Source organism: Streptomyces sp. NPDC057136 (genome assembly GCF_042670885.1).
In the GTDB taxonomy this organism is placed as follows: Bacteria; Actinomycetota; Actinomycetes; order Streptomycetales; family Streptomycetaceae; genus Streptomyces.
Window position 1 is genome coordinate 222260 of sequence record NZ_JBHUUV010000010.1, and the last position, 18943, is coordinate 241202.

The 18943-nt window shown below is 69.3% G+C and carries 13 protein-coding genes and 1 pseudogene; 7 read left to right on the top strand and 7 right to left on the bottom strand.

Annotation, left to right across the window (positions count from 1 at the left end):
* Positions 1–151: 151 nt before the first annotated feature.
* Positions 152–3691 carry a DNA polymerase III subunit alpha gene (gene dnaE / locus ACFT7S_RS15820; protein WP_382731847.1) on the bottom strand — a complete coding sequence of 1180 codons (3540 nt, stop codon included), beginning with the start codon at positions 3689–3691 and terminating at the stop codon, positions 152–154.
* 223 nt (positions 3692–3914) lie between these two features.
* Between dnaE and ACFT7S_RS15825 the strand changes: the two genes are divergently transcribed.
* From ACFT7S_RS15825 to ACFT7S_RS15845, 5 genes are all read left to right on the top strand, one after another.
* Entirely contained in the window at positions 3915–5240 is a 1326-nt protein-coding gene (locus ACFT7S_RS15825) for a DUF2252 domain-containing protein (RefSeq protein WP_382731849.1), read from the top strand.
* A gap of 82 nt (positions 5241–5322) precedes the next feature.
* Positions 5323–6045: a hypothetical protein gene (locus ACFT7S_RS15830; RefSeq protein WP_382731852.1), complete on the top strand. Its 723-nt coding sequence runs from the start codon at positions 5323–5325 to the stop codon at positions 6043–6045.
* 48 nt (positions 6046–6093) lie between these two features.
* The gene (locus ACFT7S_RS15835; protein WP_382731855.1) at positions 6094–6909 is read left to right on the top strand and encodes a DsbA family protein; all 816 of its coding nucleotides are present in this window, start codon (positions 6094–6096) and stop codon (positions 6907–6909) included.
* Between the two features lie 135 nt (positions 6910–7044).
* Complete coding sequence (locus ACFT7S_RS15840) at positions 7045–8694, top strand: alkaline phosphatase D family protein (RefSeq protein WP_382731857.1); 1650 nt, start codon at positions 7045–7047, stop codon at positions 8692–8694.
* A gap of 285 nt (positions 8695–8979) precedes the next feature.
* A complete protein-coding gene (locus ACFT7S_RS15845; protein ID WP_382731860.1) occupies positions 8980–9972 on the top strand; it encodes a zinc metalloprotease in 993 nt (330 codons plus the stop codon).
* A 71-nt stretch (positions 9973–10043) separates the two neighbouring features.
* Here ACFT7S_RS15845 and ACFT7S_RS15850 read toward each other — a convergent pair whose 3' ends face one another.
* Positions 10044–10613 carry a dienelactone hydrolase family protein gene (locus tag ACFT7S_RS15850; protein ID WP_382731862.1) on the bottom strand — a complete coding sequence of 190 codons (570 nt, stop codon included), beginning with the start codon at positions 10611–10613 and terminating at the stop codon, positions 10044–10046.
* A gap of 45 nt (positions 10614–10658) precedes the next feature.
* Here ACFT7S_RS15850 and ACFT7S_RS15855 point away from each other — a divergent pair, with 45 nt between their 5' ends.
* Entirely contained in the window at positions 10659–11798 is a 1140-nt protein-coding gene (locus tag ACFT7S_RS15855; RefSeq protein WP_382731902.1) for a mechanosensitive ion channel family protein, read from the top strand.
* Between the two features lie 15 nt (positions 11799–11813).
* On the opposite strand, the pseudogene ACFT7S_RS15860 reads toward ACFT7S_RS15855, so the two are convergent.
* From ACFT7S_RS15860 to ACFT7S_RS15880, 5 genes and pseudogenes are all read right to left on the bottom strand, one after another.
* Positions 11814–11990, bottom strand: a pseudogene (locus ACFT7S_RS15860) (Na+/H+ antiporter); the annotation flags it as partial.
* 79 nt (positions 11991–12069) lie between these two features.
* Positions 12070–12546, bottom strand: a complete 477-nt coding sequence (locus ACFT7S_RS15865; protein ID WP_382731865.1) for a GNAT family N-acetyltransferase — start codon at positions 12544–12546, stop codon at positions 12070–12072.
* Positions 12543–13484 (bottom strand): RluA family pseudouridine synthase, encoded by a 942-nt coding sequence (locus tag ACFT7S_RS15870; RefSeq protein WP_382731868.1) that lies wholly within the window; start codon positions 13482–13484, stop codon positions 12543–12545. The genes ACFT7S_RS15865 and ACFT7S_RS15870 overlap by 4 nt, the downstream gene beginning before the upstream one ends.
* A gap of 23 nt (positions 13485–13507) precedes the next feature.
* Positions 13508–14128, bottom strand: a complete 621-nt coding sequence (lspA, locus tag ACFT7S_RS15875; RefSeq protein ID WP_382731871.1) for a signal peptidase II — start codon at positions 14126–14128, stop codon at positions 13508–13510.
* Between the two features lie 58 nt (positions 14129–14186).
* Complete coding sequence (locus ACFT7S_RS15880) at positions 14187–14981, bottom strand: TraR/DksA family transcriptional regulator (RefSeq protein WP_382731874.1); 795 nt, start codon at positions 14979–14981, stop codon at positions 14187–14189.
* A gap of 542 nt (positions 14982–15523) precedes the next feature.
* Here ACFT7S_RS15880 and ileS point away from each other — a divergent pair.
* The gene (gene ileS, locus ACFT7S_RS15885; RefSeq protein ID WP_382731877.1) at positions 15524–18670 is read left to right on the top strand and encodes an isoleucine--tRNA ligase; all 3147 of its coding nucleotides are present in this window, start codon (positions 15524–15526) and stop codon (positions 18668–18670) included.
* Positions 18671–18943: the final 273 nt, after the last annotated feature.

An 18943-nucleotide genomic window follows, 5' to 3' on the forward strand; every position in this document is an offset into this window, starting at 1 on the left:
GCCCGCCCGGCGCGGGGGGGGCCGCCCGCCCCGCAGGGGCCCCCGCGGCCCCCACAACGGCCGGGACAATCCCGGGCCCGCCCCCCGGCCCACCCGCCGTGTGGGGCCCCCCGCTTGCGGGGGCCCCCCCTCTCGTACGACCGCAGGAGTCTCAGCCGGCCAGGCAGGACGGGCCGAGCAGGACCTTCAGGTCACCGAAGAGCGCGGGGTCCGGCTTCACCCGGTGCCGGTCGAGCCGGAGCACGGTGGTCTTACGGGGGCCCTGGAGCCTGATCCGTACCTCGGTGTCGCCGCGGTGGCTGCTGAGGACCTCGCCGAGGCGGCTGACCATCGGCGGGGTGATCTTGACCGTCGGGATGGTCAGCACGACCGGTGCGTTGGTCCCGGCCGACGAGACGTCGGGGACCTGCATCTCCATGGCGACCAGGCGCGGCACGTCCTCGCGCTTGTCGAGGCGCCCCTTGACGAAGACGACGGTGTCCTCCACGAGCTGGGTGGAGACCAGCTGGTACGTGGCGGGGAAGAACATGCACTCGATGGAGCCCGCGAGGTCCTCGACGGTGGCGATCGCCCAGGCGTTGCCCTGCTTGGTCATCTTCCGCTGGAGGCCGGAGATGATGCCCCCGATGGTGACGATCGCGCCGTCCGCGTGTTCACCGCCGGTGAGCTGGGAGATCGCGGCATCCGACTTGTCGGACAGCACGTGCTCGATACCGAAGAGCGGGTGGTCGGAGACGTACAGGCCGAGCATTTCGCGTTCCTGCGCGAGCAGGTAGGACTTCTCCCACTCGATGTCGGAGAACTCCACGTCGAGCCCGAAGCCGGGCTCGTCGGTCTCCTCCTCGCCCATGCCGCCGAAGAGGTCGAACTGCCCCTCGGCCTCCTTGCGCTTGACCTGGACCACGTTGTCGATCATCGGCTCGTGGTGGGCGACGAGGCCCTTGCGGGTGTGGCCCATCTCGTCGAAGGCGCCGGCCTTGATGAGTGATTCGACGGTGCGCTTGTTGCAGACGATCGCCTCGACCTTGTCGAGGAAGTCGGGGAAGGAGCTGTACTTCCCCTTCGCCTTGCGGGTCTTGATGATCGAGTCCACGACGTTCTGGCCGACGTTACGGATGGCGGTCAGACCGAAGAGGATCACGTCGTCGCCCTGGGCGGCGAAGTTGGACACGGACTCGTTCACATTGGGCGGCAGCACCTTGATGCCCATGCGCCGGCACTCGTTGAGATAGACCGCGGACTTGTCCTTGTCGTCCTTCACGGACGTGAGCAGCCCCGCCATGTACTCGGCCGGGTAGTTCGCCTTGAGGTACGCCGTCCAGTAGGTGACCAGGCCGTACGCAGAGGAGTGCGCCTTGTTGAACGCGTATCCGGCGAAGGGGACCAGGACGTCCCACAGCGCCTTGATCGCCGCGTCGGAGAAGTTCTTCTTCTTGGCACCCGCCTCGAAGAGAACGAAGTTCTTCTCCAGCTCGTCGGCCTTCTTCTTGCCCATCACGCGGCGCAGGATGTCGGCTTCGCCGAGTGAGTATCCGGCGACGATCTGCGCGGCCTTCTGTACCTGCTCCTGATAGACGATCAGGCCGTAGGTGAGGCCGAGGACCTCCTTGAGAGGCTCCTCCAGCTCCGGGTGGATCGGAGTGATCTCCTGGCGGGCGTTCTTCCGCTCGGCGTAGTTCGTGTGCGAGTTCATTCCCATCGGGCCCGGCCGGTACAGGGCCGAGACTGCGGAAATGTCCTCGAAGTTGTCGGGCTGCATCTGGCGCAGCAGCGAACGCATCGGGCCGCCGTCGAACTGGAACACACCGAGCGTGTCACCGCGGCAGAGCAGTTCGTACGTCTTGGGGTCGTCCAGCGGGAGGGAGAGCAGGTCGAGCTTGACGCCCTTGTTGGCCTCCACCATCTTGACGGCGTCGTCCATGATGGTCAGGTTCCGCAGGCCCAGGAAGTCCATCTTCAGCAGGCCGAGCGACTCGCACTGCGGGTAGTCCCACTGCGTGATGGTGACGCCGTCGGTGTGCCGCACCCAGATCGGGGCGTGGTCGACGATCGGCTCGCTGGACATGATGACGCCTGCGGCGTGCACGCCCATCTGCCGGACCAGGCCCTCGACGCCCTTCGCGGTGTCGATGACCTTGCGGACGTCCGGCTCGTTCTCGTACATCCCCCGGATCTCGCCCGCTTCGCTGTAGCGCGGGTGCTTGGGGTCGGTGATGCCGTTGAGGTCGATGCCCTTGCCGAGGACGTCGGCGGGCATGGCCTTGGTGAGCCGGTCACCCATGGCGTACGGGTAGCCGAGGACGCGGGCGGAGTCCTTGATCGCGTTCTTGGCCTTGATCTTTCCGTAGGTGCCGATCATGGCGACCTTGTCGGCGCCGTACTTCTCGGTCACGTACCGGATGACTTCGACGCGCCTGCGCTCGTCGAAGTCGATGTCGACGTCGGGCATGGAGACGCGCTCGGGGTTCAGGAACCGCTCGAAGATCAGCCCGTGCTCGATCGGGTCGAGGTCGGTGATGCCCATGGCGTACGACACGATCGAGCCGGCCGCCGAGCCTCGTCCGGGGCCGACCGCGATGCCCTGGTTCTTGGCCCACATGATGAAGTCGGCGACGACGAGGAAGTACCCCGGGAACCCCATCTGGATGATGATGTCCATCTCGTACTCGGCCTGCTTCTGCCGGTCGTCGGGGACCCCGCCCGGGAAGCGGCGGTTCATGCCGACCCGGACCTCTTCCTGGAACCAGGTGATCTCGGTGTAGCCCTCCGGGATCTCGAACTTCGGCATCAGGTTCTTCGCCTCGAACATCCCGGAGGTGTCGATCTGCTGGGCGACCAGCAGGGTGTTCGCGCAGCCCTGTTGCCAGGCGTCGGAGGAGTCGACGCCGTACATCTCGTCGGTGGTCTTGAGGTAGTAGCCGGTGCCGTCGAAGCGGAAGCGGTCCGGGTCGGAGAGGTTCTTGCCTGTCTGGATGCAGAGCAGCGCGTCGTGCGCCGTGGCCTCGCCGGCGTAGGTGTAGTGCGAGTCGTTCGTCACGAGCGGCGGGATGTCGAGCTTCTTGCCGATCTCCAGCAGCCCGTCGCGGACCCGGCGCTCGATCTCGATGCCGTGGTCCATCAGCTCCAGGAAGTACTTGCCCTCGCCGAAGATGTCCTTGTAGTCCGAGGCCGCCTGGACCGCCTCGTCGAACTGGCCGAGCCGCAGCCGGGTCTGCACCTCACCGGAGGGGCACCCGGTGGACGCGATCAGACCCTCGGACCACTGGGAGATGGTCTCCTTGTCCATGCGGGGCCACTTCTGGAGCCAGCCCTCGGCATACGCGTCCGAGGACAGCCGGAAGAGGTTGTGCAGCCCGGTCCTGTTCGACGCCCAGATCGTCTTATGGGTATAACCACCCGAACCGGACACGTCGTCGCGCTTCTGGTGCGGCTGCCCCCACTGGACCTTGCGCTTGTGCTTGCGCGACTCGGGCGCGACATACGCCTCGATCCCGATGATCGGTGTCACACCCGCCTTCTTCGCCGAATGGAAGAAGTCGTACGCACCGTGCAGGTTGCCGTGGTCCGTCATCGCGATGTGCGACATGCCCATCTCATTGCACGCCTCGAACATGTCCTTGAGCCGCGCGGCACCGTCCAGCAGCGAGTACTGGGTGTGGACGTGAAGGTGCGTGAAGGGCGGCTTGGTCACGGCGCTGGGCCTCCGATTAGTGGGTGCGGCGCGAAGGCGCCTCGATGAGGGGCGGTGGTCTGGTGACGGGAGGGCTGACGATGACGGGTTGGGGGGACAGCGTGGAAGTCTACGTCTCCGCAGTGACAACCGAGGGGCACTCCCGGGTACGGTCGCGCGTTGAAGGGGGCGGAAACACCCGTCCCATTTGTCATGAACGCCATGCAGCAGGAGGCACCAAGAGATGTCGGAAACGCAGACCGGCGCAGCGCAGCGCGGGGAGCAGATTCTCGCCGTTTTCGACACCGCATTCGGTGAGCTGCTGGCCGCCGATCCGGCTGCCTTCCGGGTCAAGTTCCGGAAGATGGCGGGCTCGGCCTTCGCGTTCTACCGGGGCACGGCCGGCCTGTTCTACGACGACCTGGCGCGGGAGCTGCACGCCGGTCCGTATCTGGACGAGCGCACCGGCCGGGTGTGGATTCACGGCGATCTGCACGCGGAGAACTTCGGCACGTACATGGACGCCAACGGCCGGCTGGTCTTCAACGTGAACGACTTCGACGAGGCGTACGTCGGCCCCTTCACCTGGGACCTCAAGCGCTTCGCCGCCTCCGTCGCCCTGATCGGTTACGCGAAGGCGCTGAGCGACGACCAGATCACCGAGCTCGTCCGCGTCTACGCCGCCGCCTACCGGGAGCGCATCCACGCCCTGGCGACGGGCGCGAAGAACGACGAGGTGCCGCCCTTCACACTGGACACCGCCGACGGCCCGCTGCTGGACGCGCTGCGCGACGCCCGCTCCCTGACCAGGTTCTCGCTGCTGGACTCGATGACGGAGATCCGGGACTTCGAGCGCCGGTTCGCCGCCGACGGCGGTGCGATCGACCTGGACGCGGCGACCCGGTACAAGGTGCTGGCCGCGTTCGACGGCTATTTGGAGACGCTGCCGGAGTCGAGCCTGTCCCGCCCCGACTCCTATCGGGTGAAGGACGTCGTGGGCCGGCGCGGCATCGGCATCGGATCGGCCGGGCTGCCCTCGTACAACATCCTTCTGGAGGGCAACAGCGACGCCCTGGAGAACGATGTGGTGATCTACCTCAAGCAGGCGCAGACCCCGGCCGTCTCCCGGCACATCACCGACGCGGCCGTGCGGGACTACTTCCAGCACGAGGGCCACCGCACTGTCATCTCGCAGCGCGCCCTCCAGGCGCACTCCGACCCGTGGCTCGGCTGGACCGAGCTGGACGGCTCGGGACAGCTCGTCGCCGAGGTCTCGCCGTACGCGGTGGACCTGGACTGGTCCGACATCGACGAGCCGGAGGAGATCGCCGCGGTCGTCGCCGACCTCGGCCGGGCCACGGCGACGATGCACTCGGCGGCGGACGACGAGAGCGGGCACTCCCTGGTGCCGTTCTCCACGGAGCGGGCGATCGACGCCGCGATCGCGGCCGACGAGGAGGGCTTCGCCGGCCTGCTCGTGGACTTCGCCCACAGTTATGGGGCACGGGCCCGCGCCGATCACCAGATCTTCGTGGATCTCTTCCGCAACGGCCGCATCCCCGGCCTGTAAGCATCCCGGGCCTGTAAGGCTGCCCACACGCACAGGCGATTTTAAGGATCACTTACAGGTTCACATGGGACACTCCTCGACGATGGACGTATCAGGGACGCAGCTCAGAACGGTTCGCGCGGCGCTTTTCACAGCGCTCGTCGTGACGCTCTCCGCTGCGTCCCATGTGCTGCTGTCCCGGGTACCGCTGCCACTGACCGTGGTCGCCCCGCTGGCCGTCGGCGTCTTCGCGGTGGCCTTCGCGCTGGCCGGCCGCGAGCGCGGCTTCGGGGCCATCGCGGGGGTGGTGGTCCCGCTGGAGCTGGCCGCCGACACGGTGTTCACCACCGGACAGCACCTCTGTTACGGAGCGGCGGGCGGCCCGATCGCGGGGCCGCTGCGCTCCGTGGGTCTGGACGTCCTGTGCGGTGGCGGCGAGGCCGGCGCGGGTTCGGCCCGGCTGGCCGGTGTCGGCGCGGTCGGCACCCCGCTGGCCGGGGTGACGGGCGCGGGCGACCGTGCGGCCGCCCTGCTGGCGTCGCCCGATCCCCTGGTGCCGTGGCTGCTGCTCGCCGCCCACGTGACCGTGGGCCTGCTGGCCGCCGCCTGGCTGAGCCGCGGCGAGGCCGCGCTCGCGGGGCTGCTCCGCGCGGCGGCCGCGGTCGCGTTCCGTCCGCTGCTGGTCGCGTTCGCCGTGGTGGGCACCGCCCGCCGCTCCGTACGCCGCGACACGCTCCCCGCGGGGCACCCGCACCCGCTCTTCCCGGCCCGCCTCCTGGGGCACTCCGTGGGACGGAGGGGACCACCGCGCTCGGCCTGCGCCTGAGCACGCACGTCCCCCACTCACGACACCACGCACCCACGGAGAACCACCATGAGCAAGCGCAACACCCAGGCGAACAAGGCAGCGGCCCGCGATCGACTGCGCGCCGAGCGGGAGCGCCAGGCCAAGAAGGACAAGGCACGCAAGCAGATCGTCGTGGGCGTCTCGGTGGTCGCCGTGCTGGCGATCGCGGGCGGCGTCAGTTACGGCGTGATGCAGCTGAACAAGCCCTCCGCCTGGGAGGCTGCCGCGGACGCGAAGAACGTCACCGCGCCGAAGAACACCTCCGGCGACGACGGCACGACGGTCGTCGTCGGCAAGTCGACCGCCAAGAAGACCCTGGAGCTGTACGAGGACTCGCGCTGCCCGATCTGCGCCACCTTCGAGCAGACGGTCGGCGAGACCGTGGCGAAGGACGTCGACGCCGGCAAGTACAAGGTCAAGTACGTCGGTGCGACCTTCATCGACAACTCCGACAACGGCGAGGGCTCGAAGAACGCCCTGAGCGCGCTGGGTGCGGCGCTCAATGTCAGCCCCGAAGCCTTCATGGACTACAAGGCCGCGCTCTACTCGGCGAAGTACCACCCGCAGGAGACCGAGGACAAATTCGCCAAGGACAGCTTCCTGATCGAGGTGGCGAACTCGGTGGACGCGCTGAAGGGCAACGCGGCGTTCGAGAAGGACGTCGAGGACGGCACGTACGACGCCTGGGCGATGAAGATGTCCAAGGCGTTCGACAAGAGCGGCGTGGAGGGCACGCCGACGCTGAAGATGGACGGCAAGACCGTCACCGCCGAGGGCAGCAAGAACGCGCCGATGACAGTGGCCGAGTTCAACGCCGCGATCACCAAGGCACTCAAGGCGTAACCGGAGAACTCCCGGTGCATCAGGCGCCAGGGACGTAATTCCGGGCGGCGATTTCCCGACGGGCGGGCGAACTTCCTTTGTTCGCCCGCCCGTTCGTCTGCCAGGGCGCCATACCGGTCAGTAGGGTGATCACCCGTGACCAGTCGACAATTCTCCTCGCCCACCCGCCGTACGGTCGTCAGGGCCGCCGCCGCCACCGCGGTCGCCGCCCCCGTCCTCGCCACCGCCACCAGCGCCCGGGCCGCTGAAGCCCCGGCCTTCCTGCACGGCGTCGCCTCCGGTGACCCGCTGCCCGACGGCATCCTCCTGTGGACCCGCATCACCCCCACCGCGGACGCGGTGCCCGGTTCGGGCCGCGGCGCCGGTACGGCCGTGCGCTGGGAGGTGGCCGAGGACGCCGCCTTCACCCGGATCGCCGCTCGGGGCACGGTCGTATCGGGCGCCGCGTCCGACCACACCGTCAAGGCCGATGTGCGCGGGCTGCGTCCGGCCACGGCGTATTTCTTCCGCTTCGCGGCGGGCGAGGGGGAGCAGGTCCTCTCCCCCGTCGGCCGCACCCGTACGGCGCCCGCCGCCGGTGCGGCCGTCCCCGGTGTGCGGTTCGGCGTGGTGTCGTGCGCCAACTGGGAGTCCGGCTGGTTCTCCGCGTACCGCCATCTCGCCGCCCGCGCCGACCTCGACGCGGTACTGCATCTCGGCGACTACATATACGAGTACGCGTCGGGGGCGTATCCGGCCGAGGCCGATGGCGTACGGCAGCACGAGCCCGCCCACGAGATCCTCACCCTCGCCGACTACCGCACCCGGCACGGGAAGTACAAGACGGACCCCGATCTCCGGTCCCTGCACGCCACCCATCCGGTGATCGCGATCTGGGACGACCACGAGTTCGCCAACGACGCCTGGGCGGGCGGCGCCGAGAATCACACACCGGGAACCGAGGGGTCCTGGGCCGCCCGGGTGGCGGCGGCGAAGCAGGCGTACTTCGAGTGGATGCCGGTCCGCGCCTCCACCGAGGGCACCGTCTACCGGCGTCTGCGCTTCGGCGCACTCGCCGATCTGCATCTGCTCGATCTGCGCAGCTTCCGCTCGGAGCAGGCATCCATCGGCAACGGCGCGGTGGACGACCCGGAGCGCTCCCTCACCGGCCGGGCGCAGCTGGACTGGCTGAAGTCGGGCCTCGCGGGATCGGACGCCGCCTGGCAGCTGGTCGGCACGTCGGTGATGATCTCGCCTGTCGCGTTCGGCGCGCTGCCGGCCCATCTGCTGGCGCCGCTCGCGGAGTTGCTCGGGCTGCCCGGGGAGGGCCTGGCCGTCAACGTGGACCAGTGGGACGGCTACACGGACGACCGCAGGGAACTGATCGCGCATCTGCGGGACCGGGCCATCAGGAACACGGTGTTCCTGACCGGCGACATCCACATGGCGTGGGCCAATGACGTACCGGTGAGGGCGGCGACGTATCCGCTGTCGGCCTCGGCGGCCACGGAGTTCGTCGTGACCTCGGTGACCTCGGACAATCTGGACGACATCCTGCACGTCGCGCCGCAGACGGTCTCGCTGGTCGCGGCCGCGGCGGTCAAGGCCGCCAACCGCCATGTGAAGTGGGTCGATCTGGACTCGCACGGCTACGGCGTCCTCGATGTGACCGCCGAACGGTCACAGATGGACTACTACGCGGTCTCCGACAAGACGAAGCCGGACGCCACTTCGTCCTGGGTGCGCTCCTATCGGACGCTCAGTGGCACCCAGAAAATCGAGCGGGCCGACCGCCCGGTGCGCTGACCGATCAATTCAAGCCATCCGCCGTCATGTTAAGGACGGGTCACGTCGTGACGGCGGGTGGTGGGGACCGCAGGCCGAATGCGGACACACCACCCGTCGAGGTAACCCCAGACGTTACGTACTTATCTCAAACCCTGGTACAGACCGCAGATTTTCTCCCTATTACCCAGGTACGCGCAACGAATGATTGGGCCTGATCGATTCTCTTCAAGACCTGACATGGCCACGTAATCTCCCGGCGGCGGGTGAGGAAGTACCTCCCCCACATGTCCGCAAGGAGTCACCGTGCGCGCTCTTGTACGCATATCGCCCCGACTGCGCCGTCACGCACTGAGCACGGCCGTACTGGCTGGAACTCTGGCGCTGGCTCCACTCTCCGCCGCGCCGGGCAGCGCCGTCGCCGCGCCCTCGACGGCTCTGTCCGCCGAGAATTGCGAGGAGCCCTCCGGTGCGAGCGCGACCGCCCGCGAGGCGCGCCCCGGCGGGTCCGACCACGCCGCCGAGCCCAACGAGGTGAGCGCCGCCAAGGCCAAGGCCATGGACGCGGACCTCCAGAAGAAGCTGGCTGACCGCCGCGTCAACGGCGCGGCCCTCGCGGCCGGGGCGACGATCCCGGTCTACTTCCACGTCATCCACTCCGGGACGACGGGCAAGCTCAGCGCGACGCAGGTCACCAACCAGCTCAACGTCCTCAACGCCGCCTACAGCGGCGCGGGAACCGGCAACACCGACTCCGGCTTCCGCTTCACGCTCGCCGCGACGACCTACACGGACAACGCCTCCTGGTACAACCTGACCTCCGGCTCCACGGCCGAGAAGGCCATGAAGAGCTCGCTCCGCCAGGGCGGCGCCGGCGCGCTCAACGTGTACAGCGCCAACCTCGGCGGCGGTCTGCTCGGCTGGGCGACCTTCCCGAGCTCGTACAACTCCAACCCGTCCATGGACGGTGTGGTCATCCTCGACACCTCGCTGCCGGGCGGCTCGGCTGCCAACTACGACGAGGGTGACACCGCCACCCACGAAGTCGGCCACTGGATGGGGCTGTACCACACCTTCCAGGGCGGCTGTAACGGAAACGGCGACTACGTCACCGACACCCCGGCCGAGAAGAGCCCCGCCTACGAGTGCCCGACCGGCCGTGACAGCTGCGCCAGCAAGGCCGGCATCGACCCGATCCACAACTTCATGGACTACACGTACGACGCCTGCATGACGCAGTTCACGACGGGCCAGGTGTCGCGCATGAGCGAGTACTGGACCGCCTACCGCGCGGGCTGACCGCCCGGCACCGTACGGAACGAGGGCCCCGCGCACCCGCGCGGGGCCCTCGCCGTGTCCGTACGGACCGTCTAGAGCGTGGCCAGAAACCCCAGCGCGACCTTCCAGGTCTGCTCGGCCGCCGCTTCGTCGTAGTCGGGCAGCTCCGGGTCGGTGAACAGATGGCCGGCCCCCGGGTAGCGGTAGACCTCCACATCGGCGCCGGTCCGCTGCATCTGGAGATACCAGGACGTCAGCCAGTCGTGCGACTCGAACGGGTCGGGATCGGCGACATGCAGCTGTACGGGCAGCTCGTCCACCGAGGCGCTCTCCGCGATGTCCGAGGTGCCGTGCAACAGCAGCAGCCCGCGCGCCTTCGCGTCACCGAGGGCGAGTGTCTGCGCGGTGGACGCGCCGAAGGAGAAGCCCGCGTACACGAGCCCCTGGTCGGAGTAGGGCGCGGCGGCCAGCACGGCACGCCGCAACAGTTCGTCCTTGCCCACCTGCTCCTTGAAGGCCATGCCTGCCTCGGCCGAATCAAAGGTGTGCCCCTCGAAGAGATCGGGCACACGCACGACGTGCCCCGCGGACCGCAGTCGGTCCGCAGCCGCGTGCACCGCGGGCCTCAGCCCGTACATCGAGTGGAAAAGCATGATGTTCATGAGGCCATGGTGCCAGCTGTGCCCGAGAGCTTGGAGGACGAGGGGATGGAGAACGTGCTGCGCCCGCTGATCGTCGTCGGCGGTGTGCTGGTGATCACCCTGCTGGTCGGCTGGCTGGTCGATGTGCTGCTCCGGCGCGCCGACAGCAGGCACCAGGACACCCCCCTGTGGGGTCTGCTGCGCCGCTGCCGGCTGCCGCTGCAACTGGTGCTCTGCACCGCTCTGCTGGGCGTCAGCTACACCCACACCCGGCTCGACCTGGTGCAGAAGCACCGGGCCGGGATCGGCCAGGCCCTCACCCTGGTACTGATCGGGGCGTCGGCCTGGCTGGTGGTACGGGGCGCGGCGACGGTCGTCGAGGCGTCGTACACCCGCTACGCGACGGCCACCCGCGATCCGGCCAGAGTGCGCCGGGTCCGTACGCAGGTGACGCTGATCCAGCGGGTGGTCATCGCCGTCGTGGCGACCGTCGCGGTCGCGGCGATGCTGCTGACGTTCCCGGCGATGCGGACGGTCGGCACGTCGATGCTCGCCTCCGCCGGTGTGCTGGGCATCGTCGCGGGTGTCGCCGCCCAGTCGACCCTGGGCAACCTCTTCGCCGGGCTGCAGATCGCCTTCGGGGACATGGTGCGCATCGGCGACACGGTGGTGGTCGACGGCGAGTGGGGCACCATCGACGAGATCACGCTGACCTTCCTCACGGTACGGACCTGGGACGAGCGGCGGATCACGATGCCTGTGTCGTACTTCACCAGCAAACCGTTCGAGAACTGGTCGCGCGGCGGGGCGCAGATGACCGGCACCGTCTTCTTCCACCTCGACCACTCGGCGCCCGTCGCCGCCATGCGCGAGCAGCTGCGCGCCGTGCTCGGCGAGTGCGCGGCCTGGGACGGCCGCGACTGGTCGCTGGCCGTCACGGACACCACCCCCTCGACGATCCAGGTGCGTGCGGTGGTCACCGCCAAGGACGCGGACGACATCTGGACGGTGCGCTGTGCCGTACGGGAACACCTCGTCACCTGGCTGCGCGACCACCATCCGTACGCGCTGCCGCGGATCGCGACCTCGCCCGCGGTGCTGCCTCCGGGCGAGCAGTGGCCCACGCCGGCCCCGCTGGACGGCTGGGACTCCGGAGGGGCGCAGACGGTGGGCGGCAGCAAGGCCCCGCGTACCGGCCGGGGCTGACGCCGGACGGCTGCCTCAGTGCAGACTCCGCACGTCCAGGAACCGCAGCACCCGGTCCACCACCTCGGGGTCGACGCCCGGCTCGCTGCGGGCGAAAAGCACCTCGTGGCGGGCGGCCGACATCATCTCCCGCTGCACGCGCTGCACCTCTCTGAGCCTTTCGGTCCGTTGCACGTACTCCGCCCTGATCTCAGTTCAGGCCCGTCGAGGGGGTCCCCATGCCCTTGAGGCTATGGGGAGATTGAGGACAAATCGGCACCGAACAAAGCGGTCAGAGAACGCGGCGCATCGACCGGTGGGGGATCCCCGCGTCGGGGAATTCGGGGCCGTACGCCACATACCCGAGCCGCTCGTAGAAACCGAGCGCATGGGTCTGGGCATGCAGGTCGACGGCGGCCAGGCCGAGCGCGCTCGCCTCGTCCTCGATGGCGCGCACCAGCGCCGCACCGACGCCGAGGCCGCGCGCGGCCCGGGTCACCGCGAGCCGGCCCAGCGAGCCGACGGTGAGGTCGCCGCCGGTCCTGTCGCCCGCCGCCGCGCCGTGCAGCAGCCGTCCCGTACCGAGTGCGGAGCCGTCCGCGGCGACCGCGAGGACATGGACCGCGGTGGCGTCGAGGGAGTCGTACTCCAGCTCCTCCGGCACCTGCTGCTCGCCCACGAAGACGTCCTTGCGGACCTGGTAACAGGCCGCGAGGTCGGTCTCGTCAAGAGCCCTTCGGGTGCTGTACGCGGCGGGCGAGCCGTTCATTCGCTCTCGGCCGCGATCGTGTCGAGGGCCTTCTGGAGGTCCTCCGGGTAGGTGCTGGCGAACTCGACCCAGCTGCCGTCGGAGGGGTGCTCGAAGCCGAGGCGCACGGCGTGCAGCCACTGCCGGGTCAGGCCGAGGCGCTTGGCCAGCGTCGGGTCGGCGCCATAGGTGAGGTCCCCGACACAGGGGTGGCGGTGCGCGGACATGTGCACCCGGATCTGGTGGGTGCGGCCCGTCTCCAGCTTGATGTCGAGGAGGCTGGCGGCGCGGTACGCCTCGATGAGGTCGTAGTGCGTGACGGAGGGCTTGCCCTCGGCCGTGACCGCCCACTTGTAGTCGTGGTTGGGGTGGCGCCCGATGGGGGCGTCGATCGTCCCGCTCATCGGGTCCGGGTGACCCTGGACGAGCGCGTGGTACTTCTTGTCGACGATGCGGTCGCGGAACTGCGCCTTGAGCAGCGTGTAGGCCCGCTCCGACTTGGCGACGACCATCAGCCCGGACGTACCCACGTCCAGCCGGTGCACGATGCCCTGGCGCTCCGCGGCGCCGGACGTCGAGATCCGGTACCCGGCAGCGGCGAGACCGCCGATGACCGTGGTGCCGGTCCAGCCGGGGCTCGGGTGGGCGGCCACGCCGACCGGCTTCATGATGACGACGATGTCGTCGTCGTCATGGACGATCTCCATGCCTTCGACGGGCTCGGCGACGATCTGGACGGGAGCGGCTGCCTGCGGCATCTCGACTTCCAGCCAGGCACCGCCGTGCACCCGCTCCGATTTCCCGGCCACCGAACCGTCCACCTGGACCTTCCCGGCGGCTGCCAGCTCTGCGGCCTTCGTGCGGGAGAAACCGAACATCCGGGAAATGGCGGCGTCGACACGCTCGCCTTCCAGGCCATCGGGTACGGGCAGGGTGCGGACCTCGGGATGCGTACTCACCTGTCGAGTATGCCTTGCGCCCGCTAGTCCTTGTGCACGGTGCCGTCGGGGTCCAGGCCCTTGAAGGAAAGGATCACGATCAGGATGCCGCCGCAGACGATCGCGGAGTCGGCGAGGTTGAAGACGGCGAAGTGCGCGGGGGCGATGAAGTCGACGACCGCACCCTCGAAGACTCCCGGCGCGCGGAAGATGCGGTCGGTGAGGTTGCCGAGCGCACCGCCGAGCAGCAGCCCGAGAGCGATGGCCCACGGCAGGCTGTAGAGCTTGCGGGCCAGCCGGGCGATCACCACGATCACCGCCGCCGCGATGAAGGTGAAGATGATCGTGAACGCCTCGCCGAAACCGAACGCGGCGCCCGCGTTCCGGATGGCGTCGAACTTCAGCCAGTCACCGAAGATCTCGATGGGCTCCTGGTGCTCGAGCTTCGCCACCACGATCATCTTGCTGATCAGGTCCAGCAGATAGGCGAAGACGGCCACGCCGAAGAGCATGAGGATCTTCCGCCTGCCCTTGCCGCCGCCCGTGCCGTCGCCGCCCGTGCCCTCGGCGTCCGTGCCCTCGGCGGGCTGCTGGGCCTCTGCCCCGTCAGCCCCCTCGGCATCAGGGATATCCGGCGTACCGATGATGCGCTCCGCCTCTGCCACGTGAGTCCCTCAACCTAGGTGCCTGACTGAGGACGAGGGTACGACACACCTCAGCCGTTCAGCCGCGCCGCTCCTGCTTCTGCTTGTCCTCCACGCACAGCGTGGCCCGGGGGAACGCCTGCATCCGCGCCTTGCCGATCGGCTTCCCGCAGACCTCGCACAGTCCGTACGTCCCCGCATCGAGCCGGGCGAGGGCGCGCTCGCTCTGCTCCAGCATCTCCTGGGCGTTGGCGGCGAGGGAGAGCTCGTGCTCGCGGGTGATGTTCTTGGTGCCCGTATCGGCGTCGTCGTCACCGGCCCCGTCACCGGAGTCCCGCATCAGCCCGGCGAGCGCGGCGCCGGACGCCTCCAGTTCGCTGCGCAGCCGCATGACCTCGCTGGACAGCCCTGTCCGCGCCTCGGTGACCTCCTCCGCCGTCCAGGGGTCCTCACCGGGCCGTACCGCCAGCTCCCCCGGCGCCGTCGCAGCGGCGACACGGGCCTGGGGCACCGCTGTCGCGCTCTTGCCGGCAGCTGCCGTGGTCCGGCTCGCGCTCTTCTTGGCTACCACCGTGTGGGCTCCCGTCTGCTCGGCGGCCTCGGCCGCCTCCGTGGCCGCTGCGGCCTCCGTCGCCGCCTTCTTGGCGGGTGGCTTCCCGGCAGCGGTCTTCTTCACCGCGGCCTTCTTCACTGCCTTCGCGGCCTTCTTCACCGCTTTCTTCGCCGTCTTCTTCGTGGCCTTCCCGGCCGATGCCTTCCCGCCGCCCGCCTCCGGCCCCGTCCCTGCGGTCGTCTCCTCGGTCGTCCCCGCGGCTGCCGCCACCGTGGATCTCGCCGACGCCGTTCTCGATACGGCGGTCTTCTTCGCCACCATGGCCGCGGCCCCTTCACATATTGTGATCTTGCTCGCGAATCGTGCTGGGACGATAAATCGACCCCAGCCCCGCGGCAACGGGGCACGCCGCCCGTTCGCCCCTCCCCGTACCCGGGTGCGGCGCGCTTGCCTCCGTTGTTCCCAGCTCCCCGCCCGGTAATCCGCTCTCGCGGGCCCGCCGGGACTCCGTCGGGCCCCATCTGGCCATTCGGGTCACGCCCCGCCCCGCGGTTAAACCGGTCGGCCGTCGGCCGTACGGGCCCGTACACTGGCCCCAGCGAGAGGCGTGGATGGGACGAGTAGCGTCGTACGCAGCCAGGAGCGACCCGGGGACGGTGGAAGCCCGGGGGCGAGCGCGTCGTGAAGATCACCCCGGAGCCGTCGGAAGAACGCCGCAAGGCCAGTAGACCCGGCATCGCGACCCCAATGAGGGGGCCAAGGGCGACGCCACGCCCGGGGCCAAGGAGGGTGGTACCGCGGGAACCGCACGGTTCTCGTCCCTCCGACGGAAGTGGAAAACGTCCGCCGGAGGAAGCCCGCCCATGACATCGCCGCAGTACCGCCAGGTACCCGCCCAGGTCGACCTGCCCGCTCTGGAGCACGCAGTGCTCGACTTCTGGCGCGACAGCAAGGTCTTCGCCAAGAGCCTCGAACAGTCCGAGGGCCGCCCGGAGTGGGTCTTCTACGAGGGCCCGCCGACCGCCAACGGCATGCCGGGGGCACACCACATCGAGGCCCGCGTCTTCAAGGACGTCTTCCCGCGCTTCCGCACCATGCAGGGCTACCACGTCGGCCGCAAGGCCGGCTGGGACTGCCACGGTCTGCCGGTCGAGCTCGCGGTCGAGAAGGAACTGGGCTTCAACGGCAAGAAGGACATCGAGGCGTACGGCATCGCCGAGTTCAACGCCAAGTGCCGTGAGTCCGTGACCCGCCACACCGACGCCTTCGCCGAGCTCACGACCCGCATGGGTTACTGGGTCGACCTCGACGACGCGTACCGCACGATGGACCCGCAGTACGTCGACTCCGTGTGGTGGTCGCTCAAGGAGATCTTCAAGAAGGACCTCCTGGTGCAGGACCACCGGGTGGCCCCCTGGTGCCCCCGCTGCGGCACCGGCCTCTCCGACCACGAGCTGGCCCAGGGGTACGAGACGGTCGTCGACCCCTCCGTCTTCGTCCGCTTCCCGCTGACGAGCGGCCCGCTGGCCGGCGAAGCCGCCCTGCTGGTCTGGACGACCACTCCCTGGACGCTGGTCTCCAACACCGCCGTCGCCGCGCACCCCGACGTCACGTACGTCGTCGCGACGAACGGCGAGGAGAAGCTCGTCGTCGCGCAGCCGCTGCTGGAGAAGGCGCTCGGCGAGGGCTGGGAGACCACCGGCCAGTCCTTCACCGGCCGCGAGATGGAGCGCTGGACGTACGAGCGCCCGTTCGCCCTGGTCGACTTCCCCGCCCCGGCGCACTACGTCGTCAACGCGGAGTACGTCACGACCGAGGACGGTACGGGTCTGGTCCACCAGTCCCCCGCCTTCGGCGCCGACGACCTCGTCGTCTGCCGCGCCTACGGCCTCCCGGTCGTGAACCCGGTCCGCCCCGACGGCACCTTCGAGGAGGACCTGCCGCTGGTCGGCGGCGTCTTCTTCAAGAAGGCCGACGAAGCGCTCACCGCCGACCTGGACGCCCGCGGCAAGCTCTTCCGCCATGTCCCGTACGAACACAGCTATCCGCACTGCTGGCGCTGCCACACCGCGCTGCTCTACTACGCGCAGCCGTCCTGGTACATCCGCACGACGGCTGTCAAGGACCGGCTGCTCCAGGAGAACGAGAAGACCAACTGGTTCCCGGAGTCGGTCAAGAACGGCCGTTTCGGCGACTGGCTGAACAACAACGTCGACTGGGCGCTGTCCCGCAACCGCTACTGGGGCACCCCGCTGCCCATCTGGCGCTGCGAGGACAACCACCTCACCTGCGTCGGCTCGCGCGCCGAACTCACCGAGCTCACCGGCGCCGACCAGTCAGCCCTGGACCCGCACCGCCCGTTCATCGACGAGATCACGTTCACCTGCACCCACGCGAACTGCCAACTGGAGGCGTACCGCGTCCCCGAGGTCATCGACGCCTGGTACGACTCGGGTTCGATGCCGTTCGCGCAGTGGGGCTACCCGTACCAGAACAAGGAGATCTTCGAGAGCCGCTACCCGGCGCAGTTCATCTCGGAGGCCATCGACCAGACCCGCGGCTGGTTCTACACGCTGATGGCGGTCGGCACGCTCGTCTTCGACAAGTCGTCGTACGAGAACGTGGTCTGCCTGGGCCACATCCTCGCCGAGGACGGCCGCAAGATGTCCAAGCACCTGGGGAACATCCTCCAGCCGATCCCGCTCATGGACCAGCACGGCGCCGACGCGGTGCGGTGGTTCATGGCTGCGGGCGGCTCGCCGTGGGCCGCGCGACGGGTCGGCCACGGCACGATCCAGGAGGTCGTCCGCAAGACGCTCCTCACCTACTGGAACACGGTCGCCTTCCAGGCCCTGTACGCCCGCACGTCCGACTGGGCGCCGTCCGGGGCCGACCCGGCACCGGCGGACCGCACGGTCCTGGACCGCTGGCTGCTCAGCGAACTCCACGCCCTGGTCGACCAGATGACGCAGGCTCTGGAGAGTTACGACACCCAGCGCGCCGGCAAGCTGCTCTCCGCGTTCGTGGACGACCTGTCCAACTGGTACGTGCGCCGCTCGCGCCGCCGCTTCTGGCAGGGCGACAAGGCCGCGCTGCGCACCCTGCACGAGGTCATCGAGACCGTGACACGGCTGATGGCTCCGCTGACCCCGTTCATCACCGAGCGGGTCTGGCAGGACCTGGTCGTCCCGGTCACCCCCGACGCCCCCGAGTCGGTCCACCTGTCCTCGTGGCCGAAGGCCGACCTGTCGTCGATCGACCCGGAACTCTCCACGCACATGGCGCTGGTACGCCGCCTGGTCGAGCTCGGCCGCGCGACGCGTGCGGAGTCGGGCGTCAAGACCCGTCAGCCGCTGTCCAGGGCTCTGGTCGCGGCCTCGGGCTTCGAGGCCCTCTCCCCGGAACTGCGCGCCCAGATCACGGAGGAACTGAACGTCTCCTCCCTGGCCTCGCTCTCGGAGGTCGGCGGCTCGCTGGTCGACACGACGGCGAAGGCGAACTTCCGCGCGCTGGGCAAGCGGTTCGGCAAGGGCGTCCAGGCGGTGGCGAAGGCCGTCGCGGACACGGACGCCGCCGCGCTCTCCCTGGCCCTGCGCGAGGGCACCGCATCGGTCGAGGTGGACGGCGAGACGGTCACGCTCTCCCCCGACGAGGTCATCATCACGGAGACCCCGCGTGAGGGCTGGTCCGTGGCGTCCGACTCGGGCGCGACGGTCGCCCTCGACCTGGAGATCACTCCCGAACTCCGCCGCGCGGGCCTGGCCCGTGACGCGATCCGCCTGATCCAGGAGGCCCGCAAGAACAGCGGCCTGGACGTGGCCGACCGGATCGCGGTCCGCTGGACGTCCACGTCCCCGGCCACGGTCGAGGCCCTGACCGAGCACACGCCGCTGATCGCGGACGAGGTGCTGGCCCTGGACTACGCAGAGGGCGAGGCCGACGACACATACGGCACCCCGTTCGAGGACGAGGGCCTGTCCCTCACCTTCCGCCTGCGCAAGCAGCAGTAACGAGCACAGCCGAGGGCCCGGCCGGAGCGATTCCGGCCGGGCCCTTTGGCATTTCCTCCTACCCGCCCCTCCCCGAGCCTGGGGCTCCGCCCCAGCCCCCGCGCCTCAAACGCCGACGAGGCTGGACTTGCCGGGCCAGGGCAATTTCAAGCCCGTCCGGCGTTTGAGGACCGGGAACCGGGGCGGAGCCCCGGTTACGGGAAGGGGCGGGGAGGGGCGGGGAGGGGCGGGGAGGGGAACAGCCCGCCGCAGGCACCCCCCACCCCGCCCACG